Raw genomic sequence first — 16,192 nt, 5'->3', positions numbered from 1 at the left:
TCGTATGTGCTTCTCCGCGCCTTGTCTTCAGTGGCGTCGCCGATAAACCCGTTTTGGATATCGATCGTAAGGCGGAGAAAAGCGATGGAGGGGGATTATGATTACATTGTCGTGGGGGCAGGGACGGCAGGGTGTATCCTTGCGAACAGGCTGTCTGAAAGCCCAAGGAACCGCGTGCTGCTCCTTGAGGCCGGCAGCAAGGACAACTGGATCTGGTTTCATATTCCCGTCGGTTATCTTTTCACCATCGGCAATCCCCGCTCCGACTGGATGTTCAAGACGGAGGCCGAAGCCGGCCTGAACGGCCGTTCGCTGTCCTACCCGCGCGGCAAAGTCATCGGCGGCTCCTCCGCAATCAACGCAATGATCGCCATGCGTGGTCAGGCGGCGGACTATGATGGATGGGCGAGCCTTGGTCTTGCGGGCTGGGGCTGGCAGGACGTTCTGCCCCATTTCCGGCAGATGGAAGATCACTTTATGGGGGAAAGCGCGCATCATGGCATAGGCGGCGGCTGGCGCGTCGAGGCCCCGCGTCTTTCCTGGCCGATCCTCGACGCCGTTCGGGAGGCTGCAGCGGAACTCGGAGTCGCCAAGATCGCGGATTTCAACACGGGTGACAATGAAGGATCCGGCTATTTTCACGTCAATCAGAAACGTGGTCGTCGGTGGTCTTCGGCAAGGGGTTTTCTGAAGCCGGTCTTAGCGCGGGCGAACCTGCGGCTTGAAACAGGCGTTCTGGTGGACAGGCTGGTCATCGAAGACGGTCGGGCAACGGGGGTGCGCTATATCCGCGACGGCGTCTTAAGAACGGCGACGGCAAGAGGCGAAGTCGTGCTGAGTGCCGGCGCCATCGGCTCCGTCCAGCTATTGCACCGGTCGGGCATCGGGCCGGCTGAATGGCTTGCTGCCGCGGGCATCGAACCGGCTCTCGCGCGGCCCGGCGTCGGGCGCAATCTCCAGGATCATCTGCAGCAACGCGCCGTCTACAGGATCAGCGGCGCCCGTACGCTTAATGAAACCTATCACTCGCTTCTGCGCCGTGGCCTGATGGGGATCGACTACGCCCTGCGTCGCCGTGGACCGCTAACCATGGCGCCGTCCCAACTCGGTCTGTTCATGCGCTCTGATCGGTCGCACGATCGCGCCAACATCCAGTTTCACGTCCAGCCCCTGTCTTTGGACAGGTTCGGCGAACCGTTGCATCGTTTTCCCGCGATCACCGTCAGCGCTTGCAATCTGAGGCCAACGTCGCGCGGCGAGGTGCGGCTGCGCTCAGCCGATCCCCACGCACCGCCGCTCATCGCCCCGCGCTATCTGACGACAGCGGAAGACAGGCGGGTGGCAGCGGACGCTATCCGCGCGACGCGGCGGCTGATGGCACAGCCCGCGCTGAGACCGTACCAGCCGGAGGAAGTTCTGCCGGGCATTGCCGTCGGCGACGACGACGCATCGCTTGCGAAGGCCGCCGGCGATATCGGCACCACCATCTTCCATCCGGTCGGGACCGCGAAGATGGGTCGCGCGGACGATCCGCTGTCCGTCGTCGATGCACGCCTGCGCCTCCACGGGGTAGCGGGTCTTCGCGTGATCGATGCGTCGATCATGCCGACGATCACCTCTGGCAATACCAATACGCCGACGGCGATGATCGCGATGAAAGGTGCTGCGATGGTCCTTGAGGATGCAAGCCGATAACCATGCACGGCCTTTCGTTCCGCTATTGTCACCGGACACGGAAACTGACATCATGGATCGGCTGGCTTCAATGAGCCGCTGATATTCCATGAGCAGGGTAGCTCTCGACCGGAAACGGGCGGGAGCTTTTTTATTTTTTGGTGGGCGATGATGCATTCAGAAAGTTGGCGGGTCGGTGTGCTGTTCTCCGAAACGGGTGTGACGGGAGCCGTGGAAACAACCCAGAGGGCCGCGACCTTGCTGGCGATCGACGAAATCAACGCGGCCGGCGGCGTGCTCGGCAGGACGATCGAGCCCGTCGTGTACGATCCGCAATCGACGCCCAATCTCTACAAGGAACTTGCAGTCAAGCTTTGCGACGAAGATCGGGTCCGGGTCGTTTTCGGTTGCCATATGTCGAGCACCCGCAAAGCTGTTCTGCCCGTCATCGAGGCCCGTGATGCACTGCTGTTTTACCCGACGCTCTACGAGGGATTCGAATACTCCCGTCACTGCATCTATACAGGTGCTGCCCCCAACCAGAACTCCGTCCAGCTCGTCGACTTCCTGACCGAGCACTATGGAAAGCGGGTTTTCCTGGTGGGTTCGAACTACGTCTATCCTTATGAATCCAACCGGACGATCAGCGACCTGTTTCTTCAGCTGGGCGGACAGGTCCTGGACGAGATGTATGTTCCCCTGAACCTCAAAACCGAGGACGTTGCCAAGATCATCCGGCACATTCGCGCGGTACAGCCGGATGTCATTTATTCGACGATTGTCGGCGACGGTATCATTCCCTTCTACACGGCGTTCAAGCAGGCCGGGTTCGATGCGGCGACAATGCCGATCGCGAGCCAATCGACCAGCGAGGCGGACGTGATCCGTATGCGGCCGGATGTGGCCGAGGGGCATATCACCGCAGCCCCCTTCTTCGCCTCTCTGGATACGCCCCGCGCCCGCGCTTTCGTCTCGGCTTACCAACAGCGATACGGCCTGCAGATGCTTCCGACCGCACCGGCCGAAGCGGCTTATTTCCAGGTTTATCTCTATGCGGCGGCTTTGCAGCGCGCCGGTGGCGACGGACTTGAGCAGCTTCTGCCGGCTCTCTATGATGTCGAGTACGATGCACCGCAGGGTGCGGTGAAGATAGACCGGACGACAAACCACACGCATCTGTGGCCAAGAGTGGCAAGGGTGAACCCCCAGGGCGGCTACGACATCGTCTACGATCCGTCGCTCCGGGTGGCGCCAGACCCGTTCATGCGAGAATATCGCCCGGACTTGACGCAGACTTTCCCGCATCGTGTTCAGGTTTGAGAGGGAGCGACGATGTCTTTCGCCCTTCTCAGAGATTTACGGGACCTCAAGGTTCTGGTCATCCACCCCCGGACATCCGAAGGAGAGTTTCTCGTCGATCACCTGCGCCGTATCGGTTGTACGGTCAGTTGCCTTTGGCCGGTGCCTGCCGAGTTGCCGCACGGCACAGATGTCGTCTTCCTCGCGATGGAAGATGAGGCGCGACCGGAAATCGAACGCCTGCTGAAGTCTTTCCCCAATCCTGCTCCGACCATGCTCGCCATCGTCGGGTACGAAAACCCCTCGACCTTGCAGATCGTTCTGGAAAGCGGCGCGCTCGCCATTGTCGAGAGACCGATCAAACCCTTTGGTCTGCTGACCAATCTCGCCATCGCCCGCAACCTCTGGCTGGAGCGGCAAAAGCTCGTCAAGGAAGCACGCAAATACAAGCGCAAGGTACTGGGAGACCAGAAACTTGCCCGGGCCAAAGCCATTCTGATGGCCAATCGCGGCACAAGCGAGAATGAGGCGTATCGCGAAATGCGCGACCAGGCGATGGCTCGGCGCGTGCCGATCGATGAAATCGCCAATTCGATTATCAACGCCGAACAGCTCTTGCGCCCGTCCCAAAAACATGATTAGTTTTTCACGTGTTTCCAACAAAACACCTCCGGCACATCCCTTCGTTTGACGAAGCCATGTGCCGCTGTTGCACGCGGCGCAGCCGTGATGCGGTGATGGCAAGGGTGCCCGCAGGCTGTGACAAGCCTCGCGGGTTTTTTGTTGTCTGCTGACAGTGACGTCAGTTCTCTACTCATTTCCGGCATGAAAGCCTTGCCGTTCGGCGGGCCGTGCCGCCGTGCGCGCCAATCAAAAAAGGGGAACCAAGATGGTGTTCAACAGACGAGAATTTCTGAAAACCGCAGCGACCGCTTCTGCCGCACTCGCCCTGCCGGCTCTGGGCAGCCGCGCCTTCGCAGCCGATGCCATCAAGGTCGGCGCTCTCTACTCGCAGACGGGCGGGCTTTCTGTCGCCGAGAAGCTTCTGGCAAACGGCGTCATGATGGCCGTGGCCGAAATCAACGCGACCGGCGGTGTTCTCGGTCGCCCAGTCGAGGTGGTCGTCGAAGACGGTGCTTCCGATCCGAAAACCTTCAGCGAGAAGGCTTCGAAACTGATCCTCAAGGACAAAATTTCGACCGTGTTCGGCTGCCACACATCGGCCAGCCGCAAGGCCGTGCTGCCGATCTTCGAGCGACGCGGCGCGATGCTATTCTACCAGACGCATTACGAAGGCTTCGAGTGCTCGCGCAACGTCGTCTATTCCGGCGCCGTTCCGAACCAGCAGCTCGCCAACTACATTCCCTGGATCGTCGAGAAACTGGGCAAGAAGAAATTCTTCATCGTCGGCTCGAACTATGTCTATCCGCGCGAAATGGCCAAGGTTTCCAAGAAGCTGATCGAGGCGGCCGGCGCCGAATGGGTGGCGGATGAATATCTGGAACTCGGCCATTCGGAATGGGCCGTCATGGTCAGCAAGATCAAGGAGTCGGGCGCCGACGTGGTTCTGTCCAACGTGGTCGGCGACTCCATCATCGCCTTCTACCGAGAGTTCAAGAACCAAGGGCTCTCGCAGGAGGTTCTGCCGATCTGCGCGACGGTCACCTCCGAAATCGAAATCGCCGCGATGGGCGCCGAATATGCGGCCGGAAGCTACACCTCCTTCCCCTATTTCATGTCGATCGACACGCCGGCGAACAAGAGCTTCATCGACCGCTTCAGGACCTTCGTCAACGATCCGAAAGCCGTCACCTACCATTCTCTCGAAGCAGCCTATTTCCAGGTCTTTCTGTGGAAGCAGGCCGTCGAAAAGTCCGGCGATCTTTCGGCTGACGCGATCAGGGCCGGCATTCGCGGCCAAACCTACGAAGCACCCGGCGGCAAGGTGACCACCGACCCCGACAACCTGCATTGCTGGCTGACGCCGCGCATCGGGCAATGGCAGGCGGACGGTCAGAGCAAGGTGGTGAATGCCTACCCGGCGCCGATCAAGCCTCTGCCCTATTCGGCCTATGGCGAGACGGAGAGCAATCTGTTCTGCACCAGCAACGGTCTCGACGCCGCAAAGCTCAAGGGCTGACCCCTCCCCGCGTCGTCCCGCCATCCATGGATGGCGGGATCATGTCTCGAAGGCCGGCCCTCTCTTCCTCCGCGAGCTGTCATCCTGCCGTCAGGATGGGAAGGCGCAGGAGAGTTCGGCCCGGCCTTCTCACGAACGGTGGCGCTATGCTCGACATTCTGTTTATCGGCCTCAGTCTCGGCTCGATCCTTCTTTTGGTGGCGCTCGGCCTTGCCATCACCTACGGCGCCATGGGCGTCATCAACATGGCTCATGGAGAGATGGTCATGATCGGCGCCTATGTCGCCGTCCTCTCCGGCATCTGGCTGAAGGCAAGCCTTCTGCTCGCCATCCCGCTGGCCTTCGTCGTGACGGCCCTGCTCGGTCTGCTGATCGAGCGGCTGGTCGTCCGGCGGCTTTATGGCCGTCTGCTGGACACGCTTCTCGCCACCTGGGGGATCGCCATCCTCCTGCAGCAGGCCGTGCGCCTCGAATTCGGCCTGTCCTTTTTCGGCATTCATGTCGAAGGTCTTGGGGCCGGCCTGCAGAACGTCGCGGTGCCTGCCTACCTGCAGGGCACGTTCAGGCTTGCCGGCGCTGACATCAACGCCTACCGCACCTTCATCATCGCCGTTACCGCCGCGCTGACACTGGCGACATGGTTCATTCTCTACCGGACGGCGGGCGGCATGCAGGTTCGCGCCATCATCCGGAACCCGAATATGGCCGCAGCCTGCGGAATCGACGTGAAACGCGTCAACGCCATGACATTTGCTTTCGGTTCCGGCCTTGCCGGCGTCGCCGGCGTCATGATGTCCGGCTTCAAGACGGTCTTTCCCGACATGGGCACGACGATGGTCGTCGACGGCTTCATGGTCGTCGTCACCGGCGGGGTCGGCAGCCTTTTCGGCACCATCCTGTCGTCAGGGCTGCTCGGCGAAATCAATGCGCTGGTCGCCATCGGTACGAACGACATCCTGGCACGTGCGGTCGTGTTCGGGGTCGTCATTCTCGTCATTCTCGTCAAGCCCAGCGGGCTGTTCTCGTTCAAGGGGCGCTGACATGAGCATCGAACGGAAATTCCAGGTCGCCGCCTATGTGCTCTTCATCGCGGTGATTTTTGCAGCGCCCGTTTTTGGCGACGAATTCTGGCTGAACCGCATTTCGAAATACCTGGTCTACGGCATGCTGGGCGTCGCCATCGCCCTCACATGGGGATATGCCGGTATTCTCAATCTCGGCCAGGGGCTATTTTTCGGTCTCGGCGCATACATGCTGGCCATGTCGCTGAAGCTGTCGAGCCTGACCAGTCTCCAACAGGGCTCCGACAAACCGGTTCCTGACTTCATGCTCTGGAATGCCGAGCCCGGCGCGCCGACGGAGCTTTGCTGCATCAATAAGGGCTCCTTCCTCTGGCTTCCGTTTCAAAGCCAGTCGGTGGGTCTCGTGCTCGGCATCGTGCTTCCGGTGGTGATTGCCGGAGCACTCGGCATGCTGGTTTTCCGCAAGCGCATTTCCGGCGTTTTCGTCTCGATCATCACGCTGGCGCTCGTTCTGCTTGTCCGTCTCGTCATGGTCGATGCGCAACCGGTGACAAACGGCTTCAACGGCCTGACGGATCTTGGTTGGCTGACGATCGGTGGCATCGAATTCGATCCCTATAGCCGGGCGACCTATTATCTGTGTGCCGCATGCCTGTCGCTGACGCTCATCGGTGCCCGCCTCATCGTTGAAACCCGCGCGGGCATGATCCTGCAGGCGATCCGCGACGATCATGTGCGTGCCCGGTATCTCGGCTTCGACGTCTCGCTCTACCAGGTGTTCTTCTTTGTCATTTCGGCGGGAATCGCCGGCGTTGCCGGCATGCTCTACGTGGTCGTCGCGGAGTTCGCCTCTCCGACCTTCATGGATCTGTCCTTCTCCGTGACGATGGTGGTCTGGGCTGCCGTCGGCGGCCGCTCCTCCCTGCTTGGCGCCTGCGTCGGCGCGATCCTGATCAACATGATCGAGGCGGAGGTCAGCGAGACCGAAGCGCTGGTCGAGGCATGGAAGGCGATCATCGGTCTCATCTTCGTGCTGGTCGTTCTGTTTATGCCGCGCGGCCTTGGCGGCGTTGCGCATGATGTGCTGCGATGGTTCGTCCGTCGGCGCAAACCAGGCAAGGCGTTTCCGGCATTGCCGCAGCAAAGCGAGGCATTGTGATATGAGCTCCATCGCATTGACCATCGACGGTCTTAGCGTCGACTTCGGCGGTTTCCGAGCCGTCAACAATGTCAGCATCACCGTCTTCGACGGCGAGTTGCGTGTGCTGCTTGGCGCAAACGGCGCGGGTAAGACGACCTTGATGGATCTGGTCAGCGGCAAGACCCACAGCACGCAGGGCAAGGTGTTCGTCTACGACACCGACATCACCAACTGGCCCGAACACCGCATCGCACGCGCCGGCATAGGCCGGAAATTCCAGATCCCCAGCGTCTTTCGCGAGCTTACCGTGCGACAGAATCTGGAGGTCGCCAATTGCCGCAACCCTTCGGTGCTTGCCAATCTTCGCTTCGGCTTTTCGCGCGCCGAGGCGAGCCGAGTGAACGACGTTCTGGCACTCATCGGCCTCGATGCCGAGCACGGCATGACGGCCGCCTATTTGAGCCACGGCCAGACGCAGTGGCTGGAGCTCGGCATGCTCATCGTTCAGGATCCCAAGGTGGTTCTGCTCGACGAGCCGACGGCCGGCATGACTCAGGCGGAAACCCGCAAGACTGCCCAGATCATCAACAATCTCAAAGGTCGCCATACGATTCTCGTTGTCGAACACGACATGGGGTTCGTCCGCGAAATCGCCGAGCGCATCACCGTTCTCCATCTCGGAGAGGTTCTGGCGGAAGGAAGCGTCGAAGATATCGAGCGCAATCCGAAAGTCCGTGAAGCCTATCTCGGTTCGAAAGGAATATCCTGATGCTGTCGTTGAAAGACGTGCACAGCTTTTACGGCCGCAGCCATATCCTGCACGGCATCACGCTCGATGTTCCGGCCGGCAAGGTGACAAGCATTCTCGGCCGCAACGGCACTGGCAAGACGACCCTGTTGAAAACCCTGATGGCACTGACCGACCGCATGACTGGCGAGATGCGTCTGCAAGGAAAGGACATGGCCGCATCCCCAACGCATGAAAGGGCAAGGGCCGGTATTGCCTACGTCCCTCAGGGCAGGGAGATCATTCCCGATTTTACTATCCGCGAGAACATCCTGATGGGCGCCTTTGCCCGCACCGATGGCAAACGCGAGATTCCTGCGCTGGTGCCAGAGCTTTTTCCATACCTGATGGCCAATCTCGATCGGCCGGGCGGCGTGCTTTCGGGCGGCCAGCAGCAGCAGCTCGCCATCGCCCGCGCGCTGGCCGCAGATCCGAAAGTGCTACTTCTCGATGAACCGAACGAAGGTATCCAACCCTCCATCGTCGAGGAGATTGAAAAGATCATCATCCGGCTCAATCGCGAGATCGGCATGACGATCATCCTCGTCGAGCAAAACGTCGCATTTGCGCGGCACGCGTCTCACCAGTTCGCAATGCTGGAGAAGGGTGGCGTGGTCGCGGCCGGCGCCATCGACAGGCTCTCCGACGCGCTTGTTCATCGGCATATGGCTGTCTGAAACAGACCGATATCCTTTCATAGAGACAATGGGAACAACCATGACATCGACACAAAGCTATACCGCGGCCACCATCCAGTTCGAACCGACCATGTTCGAAAAGGCGCGCAATATCAGCCGGCTGGCAGCCCTTTGCGAAGAGGCAGCGGAGGCAGGTGCGCGCCTGATCGTCACGCCCGAAATGGGCACGACCGGCTATTGCTGGTTCGACAGGGCCGAGGTGAAACCTTTCGTCGAGACTATCCCCGGAGCGACCACGGATGTTTTCCAGGCCATTGCCAGCAAACACCGCTGCTATATCGTCGTCGGCATGCCGGAAGTCGATCCGGCAAGCGATCTTTACTACAATACCGCCGTCCTGATCGGCCCAGACGGCGTCGTTGGCCGGCATCGCAAATCGCATCCCTATATCGCGGAGCCGAAATGGGCTGCCAACGGCGACATCGTCCACGAGGTATTCGAAACGGAGATCGGCCGGATCTCGATGCTGGTCTGCATGGATCTGCACTTCTTCGAGACGGCGCGCCTGGAGGCACTCGCCGGTGCCGACATCATCTGCCATATCTCCAACTGGCTGCAGGAGCGCACGCCGGCACCCTACTGGATCAACCGCGCCTTTGAAAACGCCTGCTATGTCATCGAAAGCAACCGTTGGGGGTTGGAGAGAACCGTGCAGTTTTCCGGCGGAAGCTGCCTGATCGATCCCGACGGCACGGTCGCCGCCTCCATCGATACGGGCGACGGGATCGCCTATGGCACTATCGATCTCGCTCTTGCCCGCCGCCGCGAGGTCCTGTGCGAACCGGTTTTCGAGTCTCGCCGGCCCGAACTCTACATGAACATGATGACCAACAGCTTCACCTGGAACCCGGGCGATTACTTCCGTCTCTACGGATACCAGCCGATACCGCGCGGACGCACATCGCGCGCCGCTGTCGCCCAGTTCGCCCCGTCCTCTGTCATCGCAGACAATATTGCCCGCATCACTCAACTGGCAGCCGAGGCGAAGGCGACGACAGCGCCGGACATTCTGGTTTTCCCCGAGCTGTCGCTGACCGGACTAGGGGGCCCTGAAACGCGGGCGGAGCCGCTCTCAGGCCCGACGGTATCCGCCTTCGTTCGTCTGGCAATGAAGCTTGGTTTCTATCTTGTCGCCGGATTTGCCGAGGCGGACGGAGACAAGGTCTATAACAGCGCGGTCCTTGCAGGACCCGAGGGTCTTGTGGGCAGCTACCGCAAGACGCATCTCGGCATTGCCGACAGCTGGGCGACGGCCGGCGACGAATGGAAAGTCTACGATCTTGCCATCGGCCGCGTCGGCCTGGCGGTCGGCCACGACGCGCTCTATCCGGAAGCCATCCGTTCGCTCGCGCTCATGGGATGCGACGTGGTCGCTTGCCCATCAGCCATAGCCGGCACTTTCACCGGCAGCCACAACGGCACGAAAATTCCGCATAACTATCCGATCCCCAAGGGCGCCGATCCCTACCACTGGCATGCGTTGCGCGTGCGCGGTGGCGAGAACAACGTTTATTTCGCCTTCGCCAATGTGCTGGATGCAGCGCGGGGATACCTGGGCAAGAGTGCTGTGTTCGGGCCGGATTCCTTTGCCTTTCCACGCCAAGAATCGGCAATCCTGGACGAGGACGGGATTGCGGCGGCAGCCGTCGACACCACCAATCTCGATACGCCGTATCCGACGAACATCGTCCGGCGAAAGGATCTTGTTGTCATGCGCCAGCCGCATCACTATCAGCCGCTGGTCAAATGGCATCAGTGAGAGACAGGCAGATGTCCACATTCACATTCGCAACCGTCCCGCAGATCATCGCGGGGCCAGGCTGCATCGCCAGACTTTCAGAGCTGACGAAAACGCGGCTTGGGCCGCGTGTTCTGGTGATTTCGGACGATGGGGTCGTCAAGGCGGGGCTGGTGCAGCCGGCCCTGGCGAGCCTTTCGGCAGGTGGCGCTGAAACATCCATCTTTACAGGCGTTGTGGCTGATCCGCCGGAAGCCATTATTCACGCGGCTGTGGCGCGGGCGATCGAGTTTGGCGCGACCGGTGTATTGGGCATCGGCGGCGGCTCGTCGCTCGATGTCGCGAAACTCGTGGCTCTTCTGGCCAAAAGCGGAGAAGCGCTCGGCAATATCTACGGGGTTGGAAACGTGACCGGGCAGCGCTTGCCGCTGGTGCTCGTGCCGACAACGGCAGGCACCGGATCAGAAGTCACACCGATTTCCATCGTCACCACGGGCGCATACCAGAAAAAGGGCGTCGTATCGCAGGTCCTGCTACCTGATACGGCCTTTCTCGACGCGGAGTTGACCCTCGGCCTTCCACCGGCCGTGACCGCTGCAACGGGGATCGACGCCATGGTGCACGCCATCGAGGCTTTTACCTCCGCGAGTACGAACAACAATCCGGTTTCCCGTGCCCTTGCCAAGGAGGCTCTTCGGCTTCTCGGGGCAAATATCGAGATTGCGGTCATGAACGGAAGCGATCTGGCCGCCCGACAGGCGATGCTGCTCGGCGCAATGCTGGCGGGTCAGGCCTTTGCCAATTCGCCGGTCGCTGCCGTCCATGCTCTCGCCTATCCGATCGGTGGCCGCTATCACGTTCCGCACGGCCTTTCCAACAGTCTTGTTTTACCGCATGTGCTGCGCTTCAATGCGATCGCGTGTGGTGATGCCTATGCGGAACTGGCACCTTGTCTCTTTCCTCACCTTGAGCCTGCCAGTCAGGCCGAACGGCTTTCCGGTTTCATCGAAGGACTGGCATTGATCCCTGTGCGCCTGAACCTGCCCGTACGCCTGCGCGATGTCGGAATTCCCAAGGACGGGCTTCCTCTACTAGCGGAAAGTGCGATGGAACAGACCCGCTTGCTGGTCAACAATCCGCGCACGGTGTCGCTGTCGGATGCCGCCAGGATCTACGAAGTCGCTTGGTAAAAACGTGCCGGACGCCAGGGTCGCTCCATATGTGACAACGCCGATTGCCGGCAGAAGCAGACATTCGCGCCGTCCCCGACGCAGTTTGCGAAAGGGGAGCGTTGATCATACCAGCGTTGCCAGAAGTCCAGCGCAGGTCAGGTGATGCAGCAGCTGATCCGCGACGCCCTACTCAATGCGTTAAGTGATTGATAAGCAAATTTATGGAACTATGGCTGTAGATCAGAACCAACGCGAAATGGAGTCGCGTCAGCTTTCCGCAGGAATGCCCCCGGCCGCGATGATGGCCTCGGGCGTGTCGACGTCGATCTGCGCCGCGTCGCCAATCTCGACCTCAATCACCGGCAGCCCGGAGGCTTTGATCAAATAGCGGGCGCCGACATCGCCCTTCAGCCGCAGAACCGCATTGTTCAGCGACCGCGGCAGGATAACGGGATTTCCGCGCTTGCCCTGCGAGACGGCACGAACGATCGATGCACCCTTGCCATCTTGAAAGGCCGTAATCAACCGGTTGAGATCGCTGCTGGTCACACCCGGCATGTCCGCGAGCATGACGAGGACACCGTCGGCACCATTCGCCTCGGCAGAGGCAAAGCCTATCACCAGGGAGCTTGCCATCCCGGACGCGTAATCCCGATTTGCGACGATGTTCAATGGGAGATCGGAGAGTGCCTTGCGGATGTCGTCCTGGCGGTGGCCGACGACCACAATGACGGATTCGGCATGACTATTGCTCGCAGCGAACGCCGAACGGCGGACGAGCGGCATCCCGTCAAACTCGGCCAGCAGTTTGGGGCCGCCGTTCGGGCCCATGCGCGTCGCCATACCGGCAGCCAGAACTACGATCGCCACTATTGGCTTTATATCTTCAGTCGCGATGGATTGTCCCAGCATCCAGGCGGCCTGGTCTTCTCCCACATCATCCGAGTTCATGCGCGCATCCGTCACGTGGCGAAGCTCAGCCTGCTTTAGCCGCGCGAGGTCGCAGTCTTTCAGAACATGGCCTTTCGAAAAAGTGCCTTCGGGCAACCTCAGCGGATGAGCAAGCACACGCCCGTTAGCGTCGTCGATGGATAACTGACCGAATTTCATGGTCCTCCATCCCCAGATAACGAAAGAGGGCGCGACCGAAGTGCTTGAATGACTTCGCCCAATATCGCCACGGCGATCTCGGCCGGATTGGAAGCCCCGATATCGAGCCCGATCGGAGCATGAATGGCTGAAAGCGCATCGGGGGTGAAACCTTCCAACGCAAGCCTGTCGGTCCTCGCAGCATGCGTCTTTCTGCTACCCAGCGCGCCGATGTAGAAGCAGCCCGTCCGCAACGCCTCGGCTAGCGGAAGATCATCGATCTTCGGATCATGGGTGAGTGCAACCAAGGCCGTGTAACGGTCGAGCGGATCGAGCAGAAAAGCATCGGCAGGCCAGTCGGTGGAGAGCGGCACACCAGGGAAGCGTTCGCTAGTCGCAAAGGCCGTGCGCGGATCGATGATGCGCACATCGAAACCGGCAAGCCCTGCTATCTGCGTCAGATACTGGCCAATGTGCACGGCTCCGATAATGGCGATACGCGGCGCAGGTAAATAGACGTTCAGGAACCCTCTGCCTTCGGTTGCATCGAACGCCATCGAGCGGCCGGAGCGAAAGGCGTCTTCGATCAAATCTGCGATCGGCCCGTCAAGCGGATCACCCTTTAGAACAATGCGTTCGGTATGACTGTCAAGATCAGCCAGCAGAATCGCAGCGATCCGTTTGCGGCGCGCAGCGTTTAGGCGTTGCAGGCTCGCAAGCTGCATCAGTCGAGCCTTTCGACATAAACGCGGATACGCCCGCCACAGGACAGTCCAAGGCGCCAGGCGGTCTCGTCCGTGACGCCGAACTCTAGCATCTGCGCCGTGCCACCGACAATCACATCGAGCGCGGCCGTGACGACCGCACCTTCGACACAGCCGCCGGAAACCGAGCCTTCGAAATTGCCGTCTGCGTCGACGACCAGATGGCTGCCAACCGGACGTGGAGCCGAGCCCCAGGTTTCGATGACCGTTGCGATGGCAACGGCGCGACTTTCATCTATCCATGTCTCGGCCGTCAATAGTGGATCGTTTGGATGTGATGCAGTTGTCATTCGAGCGAATCTTCCACGTAAGTGTCGTTCAAGCTTGCGAAGACCTGGGCGATATCCGTCTCCCTGACGCTATCGCCGACGTACCAGCTCAGGGTGTCATACAAGCCGAGGAAGGAGCCCTTTGTCTTCGCGAGAAGCGCCGTGGCTTCCGCACTGGAGATCGAAAGTGTGGCGACAAAGAAGTCAACCAGAGCGGCCTCGGCCTTCGGATGGGCAAATACCAGCGCCGCTGGAGAGTTGGGCAAAAGCACGGGCAGTACTGGACGTTCCGGCCGGCATGGTAAAATGGCCTCCAGAAGGATATCACGTGATGATGCACCCACTTCTATGACGAAAGCCTCCGCGTCCAGCACCCATGCGGAGCGGACGGCGTCGAAGTACTGGAAGTCCCGTTCAACGAGGGTAAGGGGCACCATCTTCGCCTCGCCGGGCTCCAGATACAGTTTGCAGAAGGCTTTGAGTTCCCGGATCGGCCGTTTTAAGCCGGGTTTTACCGGACGAACGTAGAGCTGAACGATCTCTTTGGCCGCGACAGACCCGGTGTTGCGGATAGTAACGCTCGCGGTACAGGCCACGCCCGGAGCGACTTCCTGTATGTCGATCCAGAGATTCTCATAGCTGAAGGTCGTGTAGCTGAGACCGTGCCCGAAGGGAAACGCCGGGGCGATTGCCTTGAGATCGTAGAAGCGATAGCCGACGAAAACACCCTCGCTATATAGATGGCGCCCATGCTCACCGGGATAGGTGTGCCAGCCCGGAATGTCATGCATCCGCACGGGCATGCTGGCAGAGAGTTTGCCGCAGGGGTTCTGCTCGCCAAACAGAACGCGGGCAATCGCTTCGCCGCCGCCCTGCCCGGCGTAGAACGCGGCGAGCACGGCATCGACATCCTCGAGCCACGGCATTTCGACGGTATCCGGCATCGAGAGCACGACGATAACCTTGCAACCGGATGCAGCCAGCGCATGAAGGAGGGCGTCGTGGCTGGCGGCCAGCTTCAGTGTGTCGCGGTCGTTGCCCTCGCCGTGCCGGCTCTTCTCGTTTTCCGCAAACACCATTGTGAAATCGGCAGAAGACGCCGCCTCGACGGTCGCCTCGATCAACGCCTGCATATTGACCTCTGCGGCAGAGGAGAATGGCAGATGCTGCACCTCGAAGTTAGTGCCTGCCCGCGCGGCAATCTGAACGAAGGGGCTGTCGACGCGATAGGGATTGGTCGTGGCCGAACCGGAACCTTGGATCACGGGGATGGTAGCGCCGTCACCAACGACGAGGAGTCGGCCGGTGCTATTCGGATCAAGCGGCAATGTCCGGCCTTCGTTGCGCAGCAAGACGATCGATTCCGCTGCAATCTCCCGCGACAGAGCGTGGTGCCGGTCGAGATCGGCGACCGTGTCGCGCCGCTCCTGCGTCTTGCATTTGCGCACGAACGCCAGAACCCTAGCGCAGGCGGCATCGACCACCTCGGGCGCGACATCACCAGCCTCGATCGCCGCCCGCAGGCGGGCCTTGCGTGGCCGGCTTTCCGGCATGTCGAGATCAGTCCCGGCAGCGACCGCCGCACCACGGTCCTTGATCGCGTGCCAATCGGAGACGACAAGCCCGTCATAGCCCCATTCCTCACGCAATACGGTGCCGAGCAACCAGTGATTTTCTGCTGCCTGGATGCCGTTCAGCCGGTTATAAGCGCTCATCACCGTCCACGGCGCGCTCTTTCCGATCACCCGTTCGAAGCCCGCCAGATAGATTTCGCGAAGAGCCCGTTCGTCGACATCGGAGCTGGTCGTTGTCCGTTCAATCTCGGAATTGTTGCAGGCAAAATGCTTCAACGAGGCGCCGACGCCATTGTCCTGTAGGCCCGAGATGACGGCTGCGGCAATGTCCCCGCTGATGAGGGGGTCCTCGGAGTAGTATTCATAAGCGCGGCCGGCAAGCGGCGTGCGGCGGATATTAATGCCTGGCCCAAGCAGGAGATGAACGCCAAAATCCTGGCATTCCACCGCCAGCGCCTCACCCATGCGGTAGGCCAGATCGACGTCCCAGGAACAGCCAAGCAGATTGCCGTTTGGAAAGCAGGTTGCAGGACGTGTCGTGCCGAACATGCCGCCTGATGCATCGGCCCGTTGGCCGACAACCGCCAGAAACGCCTGGAGGCTGTCTTCGTCATTGTCGCCGGCGTCGATCTGGGTTGTGGAGTAGCGAACGCCATGGGCACCATCGGTCATGACAATCGATGGAATACCGAGCCGTTCGATCGATGCGGTCTTCCACAGCCCGCGTCCGCTCAGAAGATCGACCTTTTCGGCAACCGTCATCTGGCCGACAAGCGACTTGATTTCGTCTTCGCTGGGCTGAAACATGCTATTCTCTCGATGTGT

The 16,192-nt window shown here is 60.5% G+C and carries 14 protein-coding genes; 10 read left to right on the top strand and 4 right to left on the bottom strand.

Annotated elements, in window-relative coordinates:
* Positions 1-84: 84 nt before the first annotated feature.
* The 10 genes from G9X67_RS05660 to G9X67_RS05615 all read left to right on the top strand — a co-directional run bounded on the left by G9X67_RS05660 (position 85) and on the right by G9X67_RS05615 (position 11,689).
* The gene (locus G9X67_RS05660) at positions 85-1,695 is read left to right on the top strand and encodes a GMC family oxidoreductase N-terminal domain-containing protein (protein WP_138390771.1); all 1,611 of its coding nucleotides are present in this window, start codon (positions 85-87) and stop codon (positions 1,693-1,695) included.
* 147 nt (positions 1,696-1,842) lie between these two features.
* On the top strand, positions 1,843-2,994 hold the full coding sequence (locus G9X67_RS05655) for a transporter substrate-binding domain-containing protein (protein ID WP_138390770.1): 1,152 nt from the start codon (positions 1,843-1,845) through the stop codon (positions 2,992-2,994).
* Positions 2,995-3,006: 12 nt separating this feature from the next.
* Positions 3,007-3,615: an ANTAR domain-containing response regulator gene (locus tag G9X67_RS05650; protein ID WP_072641334.1), complete on the top strand. Its 609-nt coding sequence runs from the start codon at positions 3,007-3,009 to the stop codon at positions 3,613-3,615.
* 247 nt (positions 3,616-3,862) lie between these two features.
* On the top strand, positions 3,863-5,113 hold the full coding sequence (locus tag G9X67_RS05645) for a transporter substrate-binding domain-containing protein (RefSeq protein WP_138331145.1): 1,251 nt from the start codon (positions 3,863-3,865) through the stop codon (positions 5,111-5,113).
* Between the two features lie 146 nt (positions 5,114-5,259).
* On the top strand, positions 5,260-6,153 hold the full coding sequence (gene urtB, locus G9X67_RS05640) for an urea ABC transporter permease subunit UrtB (protein ID WP_138331144.1): 894 nt from the start codon (positions 5,260-5,262) through the stop codon (positions 6,151-6,153).
* A gap of 1 nt (position 6,154) precedes the next feature.
* A complete protein-coding gene (urtC, locus tag G9X67_RS05635) occupies positions 6,155-7,294 on the top strand; it encodes an urea ABC transporter permease subunit UrtC (RefSeq protein ID WP_138331143.1) in 1,140 nt (379 codons plus the stop codon).
* Between the two features lies 1 nt (position 7,295).
* On the top strand, positions 7,296-8,045 hold the full coding sequence (gene urtD, locus G9X67_RS05630) for an urea ABC transporter ATP-binding protein UrtD (protein WP_171598346.1): 750 nt from the start codon (positions 7,296-7,298) through the stop codon (positions 8,043-8,045).
* The gene (gene urtE, locus G9X67_RS05625; RefSeq protein WP_138331141.1) at positions 8,045-8,740 is read left to right on the top strand and encodes an urea ABC transporter ATP-binding subunit UrtE; all 696 of its coding nucleotides are present in this window, start codon (positions 8,045-8,047) and stop codon (positions 8,738-8,740) included. The genes urtD and urtE overlap by 1 nt, the downstream gene beginning before the upstream one ends.
* Before the next feature lie 28 nt (positions 8,741-8,768).
* On the top strand, positions 8,769-10,520 hold the full coding sequence (locus tag G9X67_RS05620) for a nitrilase-related carbon-nitrogen hydrolase (protein WP_171598345.1): 1,752 nt from the start codon (positions 8,769-8,771) through the stop codon (positions 10,518-10,520).
* 11 nt (positions 10,521-10,531) lie between these two features.
* Positions 10,532-11,689, top strand: coding sequence for an iron-containing alcohol dehydrogenase (locus G9X67_RS05615; protein WP_171598344.1), 1,158 nt, complete (start codon positions 10,532-10,534; stop codon positions 11,687-11,689).
* A gap of 249 nt (positions 11,690-11,938) precedes the next feature.
* On the opposite strand, the gene G9X67_RS05610 is transcribed toward G9X67_RS05615, so the two are convergent.
* The 4 genes from G9X67_RS05610 to G9X67_RS05595 form a co-directional block, all read right to left on the bottom strand.
* Positions 11,939-12,583 (bottom strand): nucleotidyltransferase family protein, encoded by a 645-nt coding sequence (locus G9X67_RS05610; protein ID WP_171598370.1) that lies wholly within the window; start codon positions 12,581-12,583, stop codon positions 11,939-11,941.
* A 194-nt stretch (positions 12,584-12,777) separates the two neighbouring features.
* Positions 12,778-13,485, bottom strand: a complete 708-nt coding sequence (locus tag G9X67_RS05605; RefSeq protein WP_138331136.1) for an XdhC family protein — start codon at positions 13,483-13,485, stop codon at positions 12,778-12,780.
* Complete coding sequence (locus G9X67_RS05600) at positions 13,485-13,814, bottom strand: XdhC family protein (protein WP_138331135.1); 330 nt, start codon at positions 13,812-13,814, stop codon at positions 13,485-13,487. Before G9X67_RS05600 ends, G9X67_RS05605 begins: the two co-directional genes overlap by 1 nt.
* Positions 13,811-16,174, bottom strand: a complete 2,364-nt coding sequence (locus tag G9X67_RS05595) for a glycoside hydrolase family 3 C-terminal domain-containing protein (RefSeq protein ID WP_171598343.1) — start codon at positions 16,172-16,174, stop codon at positions 13,811-13,813. Before G9X67_RS05595 ends, G9X67_RS05600 begins: the two co-directional genes overlap by 4 nt.
* Positions 16,175-16,192: the final 18 nt, after the last annotated feature.

It is taken from the genome of Rhizobium sp. WYCCWR 11152, assembly GCF_013087615.1.
Classification (GTDB): Bacteria; Pseudomonadota; Alphaproteobacteria; order Rhizobiales; family Rhizobiaceae; genus Rhizobium; species Rhizobium indicum.
Note: the sequence above shows the minus strand (reverse complement) of the source record. Positions and strands in the feature narration are given on the sequence as shown.

Coding starts and splice junctions, on each gene's coding strand:
- G9X67_RS05660 (WP_138390771.1), top strand. CDS start 85: ATGGAGGGGGATTATGATTACATTGTCGTGGGGGCAGGGACGGCAGGG.
- G9X67_RS05655 (WP_138390770.1), top strand. CDS start 1,843: ATGATGCATTCAGAAAGTTGGCGGGTCGGTGTGCTGTTCTCCGAAACG.
- G9X67_RS05650 (WP_072641334.1), top strand. CDS start 3,007: ATGTCTTTCGCCCTTCTCAGAGATTTACGGGACCTCAAGGTTCTGGTC.
- G9X67_RS05645 (WP_138331145.1), top strand. CDS start 3,863: ATGGTGTTCAACAGACGAGAATTTCTGAAAACCGCAGCGACCGCTTCT.
- urtB (WP_138331144.1), top strand. CDS start 5,260: ATGCTCGACATTCTGTTTATCGGCCTCAGTCTCGGCTCGATCCTTCTT.
- urtC (WP_138331143.1), top strand. CDS start 6,155: ATGAGCATCGAACGGAAATTCCAGGTCGCCGCCTATGTGCTCTTCATC.
- urtD (WP_171598346.1), top strand. CDS start 7,296: ATGAGCTCCATCGCATTGACCATCGACGGTCTTAGCGTCGACTTCGGC.
- urtE (WP_138331141.1), top strand. CDS start 8,045: ATGCTGTCGTTGAAAGACGTGCACAGCTTTTACGGCCGCAGCCATATC.
- G9X67_RS05620 (WP_171598345.1), top strand. CDS start 8,769: ATGGGAACAACCATGACATCGACACAAAGCTATACCGCGGCCACCATC.
- G9X67_RS05615 (WP_171598344.1), top strand. CDS start 10,532: ATGTCCACATTCACATTCGCAACCGTCCCGCAGATCATCGCGGGGCCA.
- G9X67_RS05610 (WP_171598370.1), bottom strand. CDS start 12,583: ATGCTGGGACAATCCATCGCGACTGAAGATATAAAGCCAATAGTGGCG.
- G9X67_RS05605 (WP_138331136.1), bottom strand. CDS start 13,485: ATGCAGCTTGCGAGCCTGCAACGCCTAAACGCTGCGCGCCGCAAACGG.
- G9X67_RS05600 (WP_138331135.1), bottom strand. CDS start 13,814: ATGACAACTGCATCACATCCAAACGATCCACTATTGACGGCCGAGACA.
- G9X67_RS05595 (WP_171598343.1), bottom strand. CDS start 16,174: ATGTTTCAGCCCAGCGAAGACGAAATCAAGTCGCTTGTCGGCCAGATG.